Origin of the sequence: Metabacillus dongyingensis, from assembly GCF_019933155.2 — a bacterium.
GTDB classification, from domain to species: Bacteria; Bacillota; Bacilli; order Bacillales; family Bacillaceae; genus Bacillus_P; species Bacillus_P dongyingensis.
The window spans coordinates 3633408-3648078 of the sequence record NZ_CP082944.1 but is presented as its reverse complement, the minus strand read 5'-3'; the positions used below and the strand labels follow the sequence as shown (position 1 = coordinate 3648078).

Annotated in this window: 22 protein-coding genes; 17 read left to right on the top strand and 5 right to left on the bottom strand. The window is 38.7% G+C overall.

From position 1 onward, the window contains the following. Entirely contained in the window at positions 1-1134 is a 1134-nt protein-coding gene (locus K8L98_RS18145; RefSeq protein WP_223436861.1) for a bifunctional cystathionine gamma-lyase/homocysteine desulfhydrase, read from the top strand. A 92-nt stretch (positions 1135-1226) separates the two neighbouring features. After that, positions 1227-1466 carry a YrhC family protein gene (locus tag K8L98_RS18140; protein ID WP_223436860.1) on the top strand — a complete coding sequence of 80 codons (240 nt, stop codon included), beginning with the start codon at positions 1227-1229 and terminating at the stop codon, positions 1464-1466. Positions 1467-1541: 75 nt separating this feature from the next. On the opposite strand, the gene K8L98_RS18135 is transcribed toward K8L98_RS18140, so the two are convergent. Further along, the gene (locus K8L98_RS18135; RefSeq protein WP_223436858.1) at positions 1542-2288 is read right to left on the bottom strand and encodes an SGNH/GDSL hydrolase family protein; all 747 of its coding nucleotides are present in this window, start codon (positions 2286-2288) and stop codon (positions 1542-1544) included. A gap of 213 nt (positions 2289-2501) precedes the next feature. On the opposite strand from K8L98_RS18135, the gene sigK reads away from it, so the two are divergent. Continuing rightward, the gene (gene sigK, locus K8L98_RS18130; protein WP_070874405.1) at positions 2502-3230 is read left to right on the top strand and encodes an RNA polymerase sporulation sigma factor SigK; all 729 of its coding nucleotides are present in this window, start codon (positions 2502-2504) and stop codon (positions 3228-3230) included. 185 nt (positions 3231-3415) lie between these two features. Here sigK and K8L98_RS18125 read toward each other — a convergent pair whose 3' ends face one another. Continuing rightward, a complete protein-coding gene (locus tag K8L98_RS18125) occupies positions 3416-3556 on the bottom strand; it encodes a YrzI family small protein (protein WP_223436856.1) in 141 nt (46 codons plus the stop codon). A 418-nt stretch (positions 3557-3974) separates the two neighbouring features. On the opposite strand from K8L98_RS18125, the gene K8L98_RS18120 reads away from it, so the two are divergent. Continuing rightward, positions 3975-4139, top strand: a complete 165-nt coding sequence (locus K8L98_RS18120) for a hypothetical protein (RefSeq protein ID WP_223436854.1) — start codon at positions 3975-3977, stop codon at positions 4137-4139. A 32-nt stretch (positions 4140-4171) separates the two neighbouring features. Here the strand turns inward: K8L98_RS18120 and pssA are convergent, their stop codons facing one another. Then, positions 4172-4711: a CDP-diacylglycerol--serine O-phosphatidyltransferase gene (pssA, locus tag K8L98_RS18115; RefSeq protein ID WP_223436852.1), complete on the bottom strand. Its 540-nt coding sequence runs from the start codon at positions 4709-4711 to the stop codon at positions 4172-4174. A 100-nt stretch (positions 4712-4811) separates the two neighbouring features. Between pssA and K8L98_RS18110 the strand changes: the two genes are divergently transcribed. After that, a complete protein-coding gene (locus K8L98_RS18110) occupies positions 4812-5594 on the top strand; it encodes a phosphatidylserine decarboxylase (RefSeq protein ID WP_223436850.1) in 783 nt (260 codons plus the stop codon). A 26-nt stretch (positions 5595-5620) separates the two neighbouring features. Here the strand turns inward: K8L98_RS18110 and sda are convergent, their stop codons facing one another. Beyond that, on the bottom strand, positions 5621-5761 hold the full coding sequence (sda, locus tag K8L98_RS18105) for a sporulation histidine kinase inhibitor Sda (RefSeq protein WP_223436849.1): 141 nt from the start codon (positions 5759-5761) through the stop codon (positions 5621-5623). Positions 5762-6147: 386 nt separating this feature from the next. On the opposite strand from sda, the gene K8L98_RS18100 reads away from it, so the two are divergent. From K8L98_RS18100 to K8L98_RS18055, 10 genes are all read left to right on the top strand, one after another. Then, positions 6148-6666, top strand: a complete 519-nt coding sequence (locus K8L98_RS18100; RefSeq protein ID WP_223443571.1) for a YqeG family HAD IIIA-type phosphatase — start codon at positions 6148-6150, stop codon at positions 6664-6666. Positions 6667-6673: 7 nt separating this feature from the next. Then, positions 6674-7777, top strand: coding sequence for a ribosome biogenesis GTPase YqeH (yqeH, locus tag K8L98_RS18095; protein ID WP_420828880.1), 1104 nt, complete (start codon positions 6674-6676; stop codon positions 7775-7777). A gap of 14 nt (positions 7778-7791) precedes the next feature. After that, a complete protein-coding gene (gene aroE, locus K8L98_RS18090) occupies positions 7792-8634 on the top strand; it encodes a shikimate dehydrogenase (RefSeq protein WP_223436845.1) in 843 nt (280 codons plus the stop codon). Continuing rightward, entirely contained in the window at positions 8628-8921 is a 294-nt protein-coding gene (yhbY, locus tag K8L98_RS18085) for a ribosome assembly RNA-binding protein YhbY (RefSeq protein ID WP_223436843.1), read from the top strand. Before aroE ends, yhbY begins: the two co-directional genes overlap by 7 nt. A gap of 17 nt (positions 8922-8938) precedes the next feature. Further along, positions 8939-9508 carry a nicotinate-nucleotide adenylyltransferase gene (locus tag K8L98_RS18080; protein WP_223436841.1) on the top strand — a complete coding sequence of 190 codons (570 nt, stop codon included), beginning with the start codon at positions 8939-8941 and terminating at the stop codon, positions 9506-9508. Next, positions 9498-10076 carry a bis(5'-nucleosyl)-tetraphosphatase (symmetrical) YqeK gene (gene yqeK, locus K8L98_RS18075; protein ID WP_223436839.1) on the top strand — a complete coding sequence of 193 codons (579 nt, stop codon included), beginning with the start codon at positions 9498-9500 and terminating at the stop codon, positions 10074-10076. The genes K8L98_RS18080 and yqeK overlap by 11 nt, the downstream gene beginning before the upstream one ends. Beyond that, a complete protein-coding gene (rsfS, locus tag K8L98_RS18070; protein WP_223436837.1) occupies positions 10073-10429 on the top strand; it encodes a ribosome silencing factor in 357 nt (118 codons plus the stop codon). The genes yqeK and rsfS overlap by 4 nt, the downstream gene beginning before the upstream one ends. After that, a complete protein-coding gene (locus tag K8L98_RS18065) occupies positions 10426-11169 on the top strand; it encodes a class I SAM-dependent DNA methyltransferase (protein ID WP_223436836.1) in 744 nt (247 codons plus the stop codon). Before rsfS ends, K8L98_RS18065 begins: the two co-directional genes overlap by 4 nt. Positions 11170-11572: 403 nt before the next feature. Further along, positions 11573-12055, top strand: coding sequence for a DUF2975 domain-containing protein (locus tag K8L98_RS18060; protein WP_223436834.1), 483 nt, complete (start codon positions 11573-11575; stop codon positions 12053-12055). A gap of 10 nt (positions 12056-12065) precedes the next feature. Beyond that, on the top strand, positions 12066-12290 hold the full coding sequence (locus tag K8L98_RS18055) for a helix-turn-helix domain-containing protein (RefSeq protein ID WP_223436832.1): 225 nt from the start codon (positions 12066-12068) through the stop codon (positions 12288-12290). A gap of 220 nt (positions 12291-12510) precedes the next feature. Here K8L98_RS18055 and comER read toward each other — a convergent pair whose 3' ends face one another. Further along, on the bottom strand, positions 12511-13335 hold the full coding sequence (gene comER, locus K8L98_RS18050; RefSeq protein ID WP_223436830.1) for a late competence protein ComER: 825 nt from the start codon (positions 13333-13335) through the stop codon (positions 12511-12513). Between the two features lie 84 nt (positions 13336-13419). Here comER and K8L98_RS18045 point away from each other — a divergent pair, with 84 nt between their 5' ends. Further along, the gene (locus K8L98_RS18045) at positions 13420-14049 is read left to right on the top strand and encodes a helix-hairpin-helix domain-containing protein (protein WP_223436829.1); all 630 of its coding nucleotides are present in this window, start codon (positions 13420-13422) and stop codon (positions 14047-14049) included. Positions 14050-14120: 71 nt separating this feature from the next. After that, the gene (locus K8L98_RS18040) at positions 14121-14669 is read left to right on the top strand and encodes a ComE operon protein 2 (RefSeq protein WP_223436827.1); all 549 of its coding nucleotides are present in this window, start codon (positions 14121-14123) and stop codon (positions 14667-14669) included. Positions 14670-14671 lie beyond the last annotated feature (2 nt).

The following is a 14671-nucleotide window of genomic DNA, read 5'->3' as shown; positions in this document are numbered from 1 at the left end:
ATGAAACGCAAAACAAAGATGATTCATGGTGGTATTGTCGGAGATCCTCATACAGGAGCCGTATCAACGCCAATCTATCAAGTCAGCACATACAAACAGGATGGAGTCGGCAATCATAAAGGATTTGAGTACTCACGTACCGGTAATCCAACAAGACACGCATTGGAAGAGCTGATTAAGGATCTTGAAGAAGGACACGCCGGCTTTGCTTTTGGTTCAGGTATGGCTGCGATAACAGGAGTTATGATGCTTTTTAACAGCGGAGATCATGTTATTTTAACAGATGACGTTTACGGCGGAACATACCGCGTTATGACTAAAGTGTTAAACCGTCTTGGCATTGATTCTACATTTGTTGATACAAGCGATCTATCAAACATTGAAGGGGCGGTTAAAGAAAATACAAGAGCGCTATTTATCGAAACACCTACAAATCCGCTGCTTAAAATTACAGATGTAGAAGCCGCAGCCTCTCTTGCTAAAAAACATGGGCTGCTTACGATTGTAGATAATACATTCAGCACACCGTACTGGCAGACTCCTCTTTTAATGGGAGCAGATATTGTCCTTCATAGTGCAACAAAATACATCGGCGGCCACAGTGACGTTGTAGGAGGGCTTGTTGTCGTTAACTCTGAGGAGCTGGCTGAACAGCTTCACTTTGTCCAAAACTCCACTGGAGGAGTTCTGGGGCCTCAAGATTCATGGCTGCTCATTCGCGGCATTAAGACTCTTGCGCTGCGTATGGAGGCACATGAAAGAAATACTGCTGCAATCGTCCAGTTTCTTGATCATCATCCAGCTGTTAACAAGGTGTTTTATCCAGGTCTTGCTGATCATCCAAACCATGAAATTGCCAAAAAACAGGCATCAGGCTTCGGCGGAATGGTTTCATTTGATGTAGGAAGCGAAAAGAAAGCAGAAGAAGTCTTGTCAAAAGTTAAGTATTTTACATTGGCTGAAAGCTTAGGTGCTGTTGAGAGCTTAATTTCCATGCCTGCTAAAATGACGCATGCTTCGATTCCTGCAGAACGCCGCATGGAGCTTGGCATAACAGATGGTTTACTAAGAATTTCTGTAGGTATAGAAGATTCAGAGGATTTAATTGAAGACTTAAAAAATGCTTTAAAGTAAATTCCTCTTTTGCCGGAATTTACATGCATAAATCACCGCTGTTATATGTTATCGTTTTATTAGAGACACATTTATGGCAGGTGAAAAGGAAAATGAATAAAAAACATGTTCAGCACCTAATGACTGATTACAAGAGATACGCATTTGTGCTGCTTGCAGTCAGTGTCTTTTTATATATAGGCATGCTGATTCCCGCACAGGGCCAAGAACCCAGCGCAATAAAAGAATATGTGATGATGGGGACGACTTCAGTCTTCTTGGCAGCAGCCTTTTTCTGTTTTAAACGTTCCATCACATATAAGAAGCGTTTAGATGAGCAGGAAGATGCTTAAAGAAGGAACATGCAGGCTTTCTGCCTGTAATTTTCATATAAAAAAGAACCCATTCCAGTCTGAGAATGGGTTCTTTTATTTAGAATTGAGCACTTTGCTCTCAAGGATGGATAAATAAATCAGTTCTGCTCCCTGTGGCGTCATATGATTGCCTGATGGATCGATGATACCTGAATTTAATAAAGCTTCATCCGAATCTCCGCCGGCAAACTTCACCATATTTGTCCAGTTATCTATCAGAGTGACATCATTTTTATATGCGACTTCGCGGGTAATATCGTTGTATGAGTTATGCCAGTTCCTGGCTCCATCAGTATGAGCATAAAGCTTCTTCGGATAGCGGGTGTAGTATAGTTTGTCATTGCCGTTTCCTTCTACAATCGGCAAACAGGTCATAAGGACGGGGGTGCCGCCGGCATGCCTTACTTCTCGCACGTAATAGAGAAGATTTTCTTTAAAACGTGCACGGTCTACTTTTGGTTTCCCATTCGGCAAAATGACTGCATCATTTGTTCCAAACATGATGAAAACCAAATCCGGATCCATTTTCAGCACATCACGCTTAAAGCGTTTCCTTGCATCCTCAGTGGTTTCACCGCCAACCCCGGCATTATGGATCAAAGCCTGCCCGTTATTCACAGGCAAAGTGGATTTCATTAAATTTACCCATTTATCTGTATCCTGATAATTGCGGATGGTCCAGTTGGCGCCGCGTGTATTGCTGTCGCCAAAGGCCACAATCGTATATCTTTCTGAGCGGTTTCCGCAGCTCATTAATAGTAAAATCACAAGAAAAGCGGCAAGAGACAAATACTTTTTCAAAAAAGCACCTCCAAATCACTAAAATCCATTATTGATCAAATAAATGGAAGAATCAATAGGGTTCTCAAAAGTGTCACAATGTATGCGCTTTAATTCTAAATAAATACAGGATAATTCCGTACAATCTTTCTTAGTACAGACACAAACAGGCCCCGCTTTACATACAAATGTTTTATAGGCTAAAGCCTACATTCTGTACGTGGAGGTGGGTCAATGTCAGGGGTTTTAGCAGCTTTAGGATACTTATTAAAGGAATTAGTCTTTCTAGTATCATATGTCAAAAACAATGCCTTCCCTCAGCCTTTGTCAGCAAATGATGAAAAGAAGTATCTCAGGCTTATGGCGACTGGGGATGAACATGCCCGCAACATGCTGATTGAACATAATCTGCGGCTTGTAGCACATATTGTCAAGAAATTTGAAAACACCGGCGAGGACTCAGAGGATCTTATTTCTATCGGGACAATCGGCCTGATAAAAGCCATTGAAAGCTACTCAGAAGGAAAAGGAACAAAACTTGCCACCTATGCTGCAAGGTGTATTGAAAATGAAATCCTCATGCACCTGAGAGCACTTAAGAAAACAAAGAAAGATGTTTCCCTGCATGATCCTATCGGACAGGATAAAGAAGGAAACGAGATAAGCCTGATAGATGTCTTAAAGTCAGAATCAGAGGATGTCATTGATACCATTCAGCTGAATATGGAGCTTGAAAAAGTGAAAGAATTCATTGATATTCTGGATGAACGGGAGAAAGAAGTAATTGTCGGAAGGTTCGGGCTAGATCTTCAGAAGGAAAAAACACAGCGGGAAATTGCGAAGGAGCTTGGGATCTCAAGGAGTTATGTTTCAAGAATCGAGAAAAGGGCCTTAATGAAGATGTTTCATGAATTTTACCGGGCAGAAAAAGAAAAGAAAAACCAGCAAAAAAGCAAAGGATAAAAAAGCGAAGAACCTGTGAGGTTTCTTCGCTTTTTTTTGATAATAAATGAAATGATGGATGCAGCGGATGTATGGATGGTACGCCTATGCAGTATCCTTCTCCACATTGAGGTGCATTCTTAAAACCATTTGAATCATCATTTTAACTCTCTCCTTTCTATTTATGGTTGTGGTGAAAATATAGATTAGTTGCCGTTGTACATTTGAAAGCATTTGTTCATCATTGCTTCATATGACTTGAAAACTTGTTCTTCATGCTGCACTTGATCAATTGATTTATGCTTTCGTTTAATTGTTAAAGTAACAAATAATAAGTGGATGGTCATACCTATCACCTCCTTTAAATATTTTCCTTAAAATGTAAAACGCCACAGGACATACCTGTGGCGTGATACGTTTATATGAAAATAAGCATAAAAACGCCACAGGCAGATACTACTCAACCTGTGGCGGTAAGGACAATACTAAATTAGGATTATGCACCAGTTCGGTCGAATAGAGAGATATTTAATTGGTTCATTTCTAATTGACTGATCAACATTGGATTCGACCTCCCTTTTCATAAATTTGATTACATTGGTAATTATATCCACGATAGAAGATATTGTAAACCCTTTTTTCACAAAATAGGCACAATTTTTTTGAAAACCAGGTGAAAACGCTGTAATGGATGGCAGCTGCCTATACAAAGCAGATGCATGTCACATATTTTATCAGTAAAGTCAGATAAAGGAGGTCATTCTAATGCGCTCGTGTTCACCCTTTTATGGACCGCCAGCTTTATATCCGTACCCATATCCTTATGCACCATACACCGGTTTTGGCTACTGGTATGCCTTTATTGTGGTTCTGCTGATTCTCCTCCTTGTTCTTGGAGGAGGCTATTACTACAATAACTACTGCAAATAGCCAAAAAAAACACCTCATCGAATGAGGTGTTTCTACATTTTTTTGACTTTGAATGAAGCAATCATACAAAATGATAAAATCATAAGCAAAAAGATGTAATTGGAAGCCGGCATGAAATCCTTCCATAGATAGCTTAACGTCAGTATACACCCTGCTGCTGTAATTGGAAGCCCATTGAAGAAGCCGCAGTTGTCTGATATGTTAAACCTTGCCAGTCTGAAAGCGCCGCATCCAATGTATAAGACGATAAAAAATGCGCCTGGTGCACCCAACTCAAAAAGAATTCCTTTATAAAGAAGTAGTGCGGGGGCTACACCAAATGATATAATATCACTCATTGAATCCAATTGCTTACCGAGTTCGGATTCAATATTAAACTTTCTGGCAACCATCCCATCAAACCGGTCTGCAAGTGCTGCGAGAAAAATAAGCAATAGACTTAAGTTTAAGACATCATTTATTGTATACAGAATCGCAAAACCGCCAAGGCCGAGATTTACGAGGGTAAGCAGATTAGCAGTATTTGCTTTTATTTTTTTTACTGTTGCGTCTACATAACTTATAAAAAACATAATTGCACTTCCTTATAATTGCATAAATGACCAATAAATCCTACTTTTATTCTATGCATCAAAATCAATGTAGTAAAGTAATTTTTTTTGGAGGACTAAATTGAAAAGAAAACTGTACCAATATCTAATTGAATTAACAAACTCTCTTCCGGTTTCAAAGTTTATCATGAAATTTGCTGAATCATCCCGCAGCCGTTTTATTATTCCGTCTTATGCAAAGATTTATCAAGTCAACGTAAATGAAGCTAAAAAGCAGATGGATGCCTATCCGTCTCTGCATGATTTTTTTATTCGGGAATTAAAAGAAAATGCAAGAACATTTGATAATAACCAAAATCATATCATAAGTCCTGTTGATGCCGTCATTGAACAATTTGGCACTATTTCTTCACATGATGCCATTATTGTCAAAGATCAGCCTTATTCTATTCATGATATGCTTGAAGATCCTGCTTTAGCAGAAAAATATATAAATGGTTCGTTTATTGTTCTGTATTTGAGTCCGAGCCATTATCACCGCATACATAGTCCGGCTTCGGGAACGGTTGTTAAACAGTATGAGCTGGGGAATAAATCTTATCCCGTTAACAGCTGGGGTTTAATGTACGGAAAATCACCACTGTCAAAGAATTTCCGGACTATAACAGAAATTAAAGAAGAAGATCATAATCATCTTGCGGTTGTAAAAGTAGGTGCGATGTTTATAAATACGATTCAATTAACTCATGCTAATGAAAAGGTGCAAAAAGGAGAAGAACTGGCTTATTTTTCTTTTGGATCTACAGTTGTTCTGCTGTTTGAAAAACACAAAACTGATTTTGCAGATTCAGTTGCACTGAAGAAGGAAGTAAAAGCAGGAGAGGTATTGGCTGTGAAAAAATGAAAAGAGGGGACTTCACGCTTTAAAAGCTAGCTGGACGCTTTTAAAACGTGAGTCAGAGAGCGGCGTTTAATTTCAATTTTAATCAATTCAATAAAATCTTCGCTTAAATTCATCTCTGTTGCTTTAAAATACGATTCAATCAATAGTTCATCAGATAGTTTACGCATCACTTTTCGCCGAATTTCCGGCTTGCACCTCCAATTATGGATAAGGTAAGGGTTCTATATATCAACACCATGCATATACTAATATGTTATTTTCTGCTAGTAAATTAAATCTAACATGAATTAAAAAATAGAACAATCGTTCTCTTATCCACAGAAGATGGTGGATAAGCTGTTAATATCTTGTTTATAATTTCTTAAGTAGAGGATTTTATATGAGTGTATAATGTGCATAATCTTATCCACAGGTGTTGATTTTTTACAAATTTTGTCGAAAAATTTATTGAATACTACCAATTGATTTCCTCGGATGTCAAGTTTCTTTTGAAAGAACGTGTAAAATCAGATATGATGTAATTTGGCCAAAAAATGTTCGATGAGGTGTTTATATAATGTTAAAACTATTCCTGCCCGGTGAATATGTAAAAAATATCTTTGAAATATCGCCAACTGCTCTAAAAGAGCGCGGAGTGAAAGGGATTATTACAGACTTGGATAATACCCTTGTGGAGTGGGACCGTCCTAGCGCTACACCAAAGCTGATTGAATGGTTTAAAGATGTGAAAGATCATGGAATCGCTGTAACCATTGTCTCTAATAATGTAGAAAAACGGGTGAAATCATTTTCAGACCCGCTAAACATTCCATTTATATATAAAGCGAGAAAGCCTATGGGCAAAGCATTCAGACGAGCTGTGAAGAATATGAATTTGGAAAAAAAAGATGTGGTTGTCATTGGTGACCAGCTTTTAACAGACGTTCTCGGAGGAAACCGCAATGGTTTTCATACCATTTTAGTTGTGCCAGTTGCTTCTACGGATGGTCTTGTAACAAGGTTTAACCGTAAAATTGAACGCAGAATTTTAGCTGCTCTTAAAAGAAAAGGCTTAATTCAATGGGAGGATTAAACTAGTGATAGAAGAACAATTTGTTTGCATTGGCTGCGGTGTAAAGATTCAAACGGGAAATCAAGACGAGCTTGGATATGCGCCTGAGAGTGCCCTGCAAAAGGAAGTTATTATTTGCCAAAGATGCTTTCGTCTGAAAAATTACAATGAAATACAAGATGTTTCATTAACTGATGAAGATTTCCTGAAGATTCTGCACGGTATAGGAGATACAAATGCTCTTGTCGTGAAAATCGTGGATATTTTTGATTTCAACGGAAGCTGGCTGAATGGTCTTCAGCGTTTCGTTGGAGGAAATCCAATTTTGCTTGTTGGAAATAAAGCGGATATCTTGCCAAAATCCGTTAAGAAGCAAAAATTAATCAGCTGGATGAAGCGTGAAGCGAAGGAATTTGGATTAAATCCTGTTGATGTTTTTCTGATCAGTTCTGCGAGAGGACAGGGCATTCCGGAAGTAACCGATGCGATTGAGCAATACCGCGAAGGTCAGGATGTATATGTAGTGGGCTGTACGAATGTTGGAAAATCTACTTTTATTAACCGGATTATTAAAGAGGTATCGGGAGAAAAAGACGTTATTACGACCTCTCACTTCCCAGGTACTACTCTCGATTTAATTGAGATTCCGCTTGATGACGGGTCATCATTATATGATACACCTGGAATCATTAATCATCATCAAATGGCTCATTTCGTGGATAAAAACGACCTCAGGCTTTTGTCTCCCAAGAAGGAAGTCAAGCCAAAGGTTTTTCAATTAAATGAAATGCAGACTTTATTCTTCGGCGGACTTGCACGCCTGGATTATATAAGCGGCGGAAGAACTTCTTTGACATGCTATGTCCCTTCCGAACTGAATATACATCGGACGAAACAGGAAAATGCAGATGATCTGTACAAAAGGCACGCAGGCGATATGCTTACGCCTCCAAGAATGGAGCAGCTGGAAGAATTCCCTGAACTTACTGCACATGAATTTACAATCAAGGAAGATAAAACAGATATTGTTTTCTCCGGACTTGGCTGGGTGACGGTAAACGAAGGGAACAAGAAAGTAACGGCGTATGCCCCTAAAGGTGTAAATGTTACATTAAGACCATCATTAATCTGATTGGGTGTGACTTTATGAATAGAGTATATGGACTGATTGGATGTCCTGTCGGGCATTCCATGTCACCGCTTATACACAATGATGCTTTTTTGCAAAAAAAGATAAAAGCTTCCTATCATGCTTTTCATGTTGAGAAAGATGATTTACAGGCTGCGATAGCAGGAATGAAGGCTTTAGGAATAGCAGGTTTTAATGTGACAATTCCGCATAAGGTTTCTATTATCCCATTTTTAGATAAGCTTGATAAGAGTGCTGAACTCCTCGGAGCGGTTAATACCGTTCTGAATAAAGATGGCTGTTTAGTTGGGTATAATACAGATGGTCAGGGATATTTACAGTCTTTAAAACCTCTTATGAACAAACCTCTGCACGAGCAGAGGTATTTAATTATTGGCGCAGGCGGAGCGGCAAGAGCGATTTACTTCACTCTGGCTGCTGAGGGCTGCGGGAACATTGATCTTGCCAACAGAACCCTTACAAAAGCAGAGCAGCTTATGGAGGAGTGTCCTGCTGGAAGTGCCGGAAGTGTTCTTTCGCTCAGCGAGTCAGAGAAAAGACTTTCAAACTTTGATGTCATCATTCAGACAACTTCGATCGGGATGCACCCGAATACTTCGCAGAAGCCGTTTGAGGTGACAAACCTTAAAAAAGGTTCTATTGTGAGTGACATCGTCTATAATCCTGTGAAGACAGCCCTTTTAAAGGAAGCAGAAGTGGCCGGAGCAAAAACATTGAATGGAGTCGGGATGTTTGTTCATCAGGCGGCTCTTTCATTTGAAATATGGACCGGTGAAAAGCCGGATACAGCAAGAATGAGTGAATTAGTTTACGAACAATTAGGAGGATTTACATGTTAACTGGTAAACAGAAACGTTTTTTACGTGCAGAAGCACATCATTTAAACCCGATTTTCCAAGTGGGCAAGGGCGGGGTTAATGAAAATATGATCCAGCAGATCGCCGATGTGCTTGAAGTCAGAGAATTGATTAAGGTCAGTATTCTTCAGAACTGTGAAGAGGATCGCGATTCAGTAGCAGAAGCGCTGTCAAAAGGGGCAAAAGCTGAGCTTGTTCAAGTGATCGGCAATACAATTGTTTTATATAAAGAATCAAAAGAAAATAAACAACTTAAGCTGCCTAGATAAATAGAGAGGTGGAGATGATGAGGAAAATCGGAATATTTGGAGGTACATTTGATCCTCCCCATTTTGGGCACTTATTAATGGCAAGTGAAGTATTGCATTCTCTTCATCTTCATGAAATTTGGTTTATGCCAAACCAAAATCCGCCCCACAAGGACAGTGAAGTCACAACTGACAGCATACATAGGCTGCACATGCTTCAGTTGTGTACAGAAAAGCGGCCAGGATTTAAGGTGCAGAGCATTGAATTTGAGAGAAATGGCCCGTCGTACACATACGATACAATTATATTGCTGAAAAACCAATATCCAGACTGCTCGTTTTACTTTATTATTGGAGCAGACATGATAGAGTTTCTGCCCAAATGGCATAAAATTGATCAGCTGATTGAACTTGTTCAATTTGTTGGCGTTAAACGTGCAGGCTTTGAATCAGATACAGAATATCCAGTCATTGAAGTCGATGCGCCAATCTTTGAAGTATCTTCTACTATGCTTAGAGAGCGGATAAGACACGGACATACGACAGATTATTTACTGCCGGATGAAGTGAGAGGCTATATTGAGGAGAATCACTTATATGGAACGTGAAAAAGCATTAGCACTAGTGAAGGAACATTTAACAGATCACAGATATGAGCATACAATCGGGGTAATGGAAACGGCAATTGTACTCGCAAGGCTATATGGAGCGGATGTGAAAAAAGCCGAGACAGCTGCCATTTTTCATGACTATGCAAAGTTTCGCAGTAAAGATGAGATGAAACAAATCATTATCGAGCAGAATATGACTAAGGAATTGTTGATTCACAGTCCGGAACTTTGGCATGCTCCTGTTGGTGCTTATCTTGCAGAAAAAGAAGCAGGAATTAAGGATAAAGAAATTCTGGATGCAATCAGGTATCATACATCAGGAAGAGAAAATATGACATTGCTTGATAAAGTTATATACGTAGCAGATTATATTGAACCGGGCAGAATCTTTCCCGGTGCAGATGAAGTAAGAGAACTTGCAAAGAACGATTTAAACAAAGCGCTGATAGTGTCGATGAAAAATACGATTTTATTTTTGCTGAAAAAAAATCAGCCAATCTATCCGCAGACTCTGCAATCTTATAATTTTTTGGTTTTTGAAGAAAAAGGAGGAACATTATATTGACTGGTAAAGAAACGTTGGAAATTGTAGCAAAAGCAGCAGATGACAAAAGAGGAGAAGATATCGTAGCTCTGAAAATGGAAGGAATCTCATTAATTGCTGATTACTTCTTAATTTGTCACGGAAATTCAGACAAACAAGTGCAGGCAATTGCACGAGAGATGAAGGATCAGGCGGGAAAAAACGGCATTGAAGTGAAACGTCTGGAAGGGTTTGATGAAGCACGATGGGTGCTGATTGACATGGGTGATGTAGTTGCACACGTCTTCCATAAAGACGAGCGCAACTATTACAAGCTTGAAAAGCTTTGGGGAGATGCACCTTCTGAAAATCTGGAGAGTGTCCTTTCACAATGATTTATAAAGGGTTTGCCGAGATTTATGATGAACTGATGAAAGAGGCTCCTTATACGCGTTGGACAGAATTTCTTCATGAAAGGATGTCCAAGTTCGGAAATGGCGGCACCAATGTGCTTGATTTAGGCTGCGGAACTGGAGAAATTTCCATCAGGCTGAAACAAAAAGGTTACCATGTTACAGGTATGGATATCAGTGAAGAAATGCTTTCGATTGCCTTTCAGAAAACGGCTGAATTGGGATTAAGCATTCCTTATTTTCAGCATGATATGAGATTCCCGGGTGAACTTGGACAATTATTTGACGGCATCTTCATATGCTGTGATTCACTTAATTACCTTCAGTCGGAAGAAGATGTTCATGCTGCATTGCATGCTGTATTTGATCAGCTTGCTCCAGACGGGATTCTTGTTTTTGATGTGCATTCATTATACAAAATACATGAAATATTTAATGAAGCAACATTTGCTGATAATAACGATGAAGTCAGCTATATATGGAACAGCTTTATTGGAGATGCGCCGGACAGCATTGAACATGATTTGTCCTTTTTTGTAAGAAGGGGCTCAATGTATGAACGATTCGATGAATATCATACTCAAAGAACTTATTCTGTTAAGCAATATGAAGAAATGCTTGTTCAAGCTGGATTTACTTTGCTTGAGGTCAGTGCAGATTTTAAAAATCAGCCTCCTGAACAACAATCTGAGAGAATCTTTTTTGTTGCTGCAAAGAAATAAAAATCATCGGATTTTTTTAGGGGTTTACCTTCAGAGGTGCAAACATTAAATAACAAAGGAAAACGCACGGAATTTCGCATTGAAATTCACCGTGCGTTTTTTGTTGAGTTAAAAGTATTCTTTCATAAAATATGCATATTTTCACACATGAATTTGTACAAGATTTATCGTATATAGTAACAATTATTGGAGTTTATGTGAATTTAATTTTGAACAAGTTTTAAATTGGATAGGTTTATGTTATTGAGCATTTCTGTGAAATGAGGAAAGCTTTTTATTATTGTCTAAAATTAAAAGTGTTTTTATAGCAATAAAAATATACTGAAAATGAATAATGTTTTATTGTAAAACGATAAAATATGTGTTAGTGTCAAATTGACAATAAATAAGTGAGGTGCTTTTTATGAAACGAGTGTCAACACTCTTTTTAAAGATAGCTGTTATTCTTATTGGAGTTCCGATTCTTGCTTTGTGCATCTTTGTGGTGCCTGAGATAGCGAAGTTTGCAGAAGAATTGTTTCCAAATATTTCTTATATGAAATATCTCGTTTTAATCTATTTGTATGTAACGGCGATACCTTTTTACTTTGCTCTATTTCAAGCTTTTAAACTTTTAAGCTATATTGACAAGAACAAAGCTTTCTCGGAATTATCTGTAGGAGCTTTAAAAAATATAAAATACTGTGCAATCACAATCAGTATCTTGTATGTGGCAGGCATGCCGCTCTTTTATCTCATGGCGGAGATAGACGACGCCCCAGGTATCATATTAATCGGATTGGTCGTTATTTTTGCTTCAATGGTGATTGCAGTCTTTGCTGCTGTTCTTCAAAGCCTATTAAAAAATGCTATAGATATAAAATCAGAAAATGATTTAACGGTCTGAGGTGAATGACATGGCAATTATAATCAATATTGATGTGATGCTGGCTAAAAGGAAAATGAGCGTTACAGAACTATCGGAGAGGGTTGGAATAACGATGGCGAATCTTTCTATATTGAAAAATGGAAAGGCAAAAGCGATTCGGTTATCAACTTTAGAGGCAGTTTGTAAGGCTTTAGAATGTCAGCCAGGAGATCTTTTAGAATACAAAAGTGACGAAGATATTAAAGGGAAATAAAGTTACTTAAATAAAAAAAAGATAGCAAGAAATGAAAAAGAGCTTGGTAAAATATCCAAGCTCTTTTTTGTGAATTGTATTGTGAATTTACTCTTGTATTATCTGCGATTTGTGCTGAATAAAATAATATTATTATACAAGTCAACACGTTAAGATTTTTCCGATGGTTTTTTTATTGGCAGGAAGGAAAATATAATTTGAATGGAGAATTCCTTAGGTATCACTCATACCTTTCGAATTGTTCTTTTACCTCTCTTAAGTCTTCATTGTATTTCCTGTGGGTTCTCTGAAATAAGTGTTCAAACACCTCACCAATCTCTGCTTCCATTACACTGATGCCTTCGCCTGTTACTCCTCCTTTTACACATACCTTCTCCTGTAATGTTGGAAGTGTATACAGTTCGCTCTCTAAAAGCTTTCCAAGCCCTATTACCATTTCACTCGTTAATTGGACAGCCTGATGTTTTGTAATTTCCGTTTCTCTGACTGCCGCATCAATAAATCTTTGGAGAAGATAGCTGAAAAAGGCCGGACCGCAGCTGACAATATCGGATGAAACTCTTGTTATGTGATCTTCAATTGTAAAAGGGTTTGAAATGGCCTGAAATAATTCTTCGATTGACCTCCGCATAGATGGACTGCAGTTTCCATAAGTAAGTAAAGAAACACCTGATAGAGCCCGGTTTGTAATGCTTGGTATGGCACGGGCGACCTGACAATTAACAATAGACTGAAGCTGCTCAACATTAATGGGACTGGTTATCGAGATAATGCACTGATCTTTTCGTAAGTAGGGTGATAATTTAACTAAAAGGGGGTGAATGTCAAGCGGCTTTACGCATATAAAAATAAGCTCAGATTGCCGAGCGATTTCTTCAGGTGTTAAATATAAGTTAATTCTTGGATACTGTTTTTTCAGGTTTGCAGCTTTCTCAAACGTACGATTCGTAATATGAATGGCTGAGGGCTTAAGTGCATTCGATTCAATAAACGCTTCAATTAATATTTTCCCCATATTCCCTGTTCCAATAAAGCCTGCGTTCAATGTTTCATCCCCTCCTTTAACATACTTTCTCCTACACTTTATGAAATAAGTTGAACAAATATGAATCACATGAAGGAGTAATGAATGGAAATTCTAAAAAAATATAAATACTTGCTTGGTTTAATAGGAATTGCTGCAGCGCTGTTTCTGTATCAAACGCAGCAAAACTCAATTCCTGCCGTACAAAGCTCTCAAATGGACGAAGATGAAGCTGCTTTATTAACCGGAGAACAGGTTTTAGAAGACGAGCCTGATTCAGATGCTGCCAATGAAGAGCAGACAGTCATTGTTGATGTAAAAGGGGAAGTTCAAAAGCCTGGTGTATATGAAATGAAGAATGGAGAAAGGTTTCATCATGTTATTGAAAAAGCTGGCGGCTTAACGAAAGCTGCGGATGCCGTCCAAATCAATCTTGCAGCGATGCTTGAAGACGGAATGGTTGTCTATATCCCAAAACGCGGAGAGACAGCAGAAGATAACGTTCTGCTGCCTGCAGCAGCTGGAGTTGACGCGGGAGAACAGAAGGTCAATCTAAATAAAGCAACAGCAGAAGAGCTCCAAACGCTTACAGGAATTGGCCCGGCAAAGGCGGAAGCCATTCTTTCTTACCGGGAAGAAGCGGGGGGATTTAAAACGATTGAGGATCTCAAGAACGTTACAGGAATAGGAGAAAAATCATTCGAAAAATTAAAAGACAGTATTACTGTAAAATGAATTGACGGGCTTTTCCTTCTATCGATACACTAAAGGAAGAGCAATAGCTACTACTATAAATGGGGGATAACATGAACAGAATTTCCTGGAATCAGTATTTTATGGCGCAAAGTCATCTGCTTGCCCTAAGAAGCACATGTACACGCCTTGCAGTAGGAGCAACAATCGTCAGGGACAAGCGCATTATTGCCGGAGGATATAACGGTTCGATTGCAGGAGGTGTCCATTGCATTGATGAGGGATGCTATGTCATCGATAATCACTGTGTGAGAACCATTCATGCAGAAATGAATGCTTTACTGCAATGTGCTAAATTTGGCGTGCCGACCGAAGGAGCAGAAATATATGTGACACATTTTCCTTGTCTGCAATGCTGCAAAGCCCTTATTCAAAGCGGCATCAAAAAGGTCTATTTTGCTGAAAGCTACAAAAATCACCCGTATGCAGCCGAGCTGTTTGAACATGCAGGTGTTCATGTAGAGCAGGTTGAGGCGAATTCGGACCCTTTAGCTTCTGAACAGAGAAAATTTATTGATGAATTGCTTGGAAAATTAAATGATGACGCTGACCGGAATACGCTTTTAGAAAAAGCAAAAAAGCTGTTCAAAAGCAACGTATAATT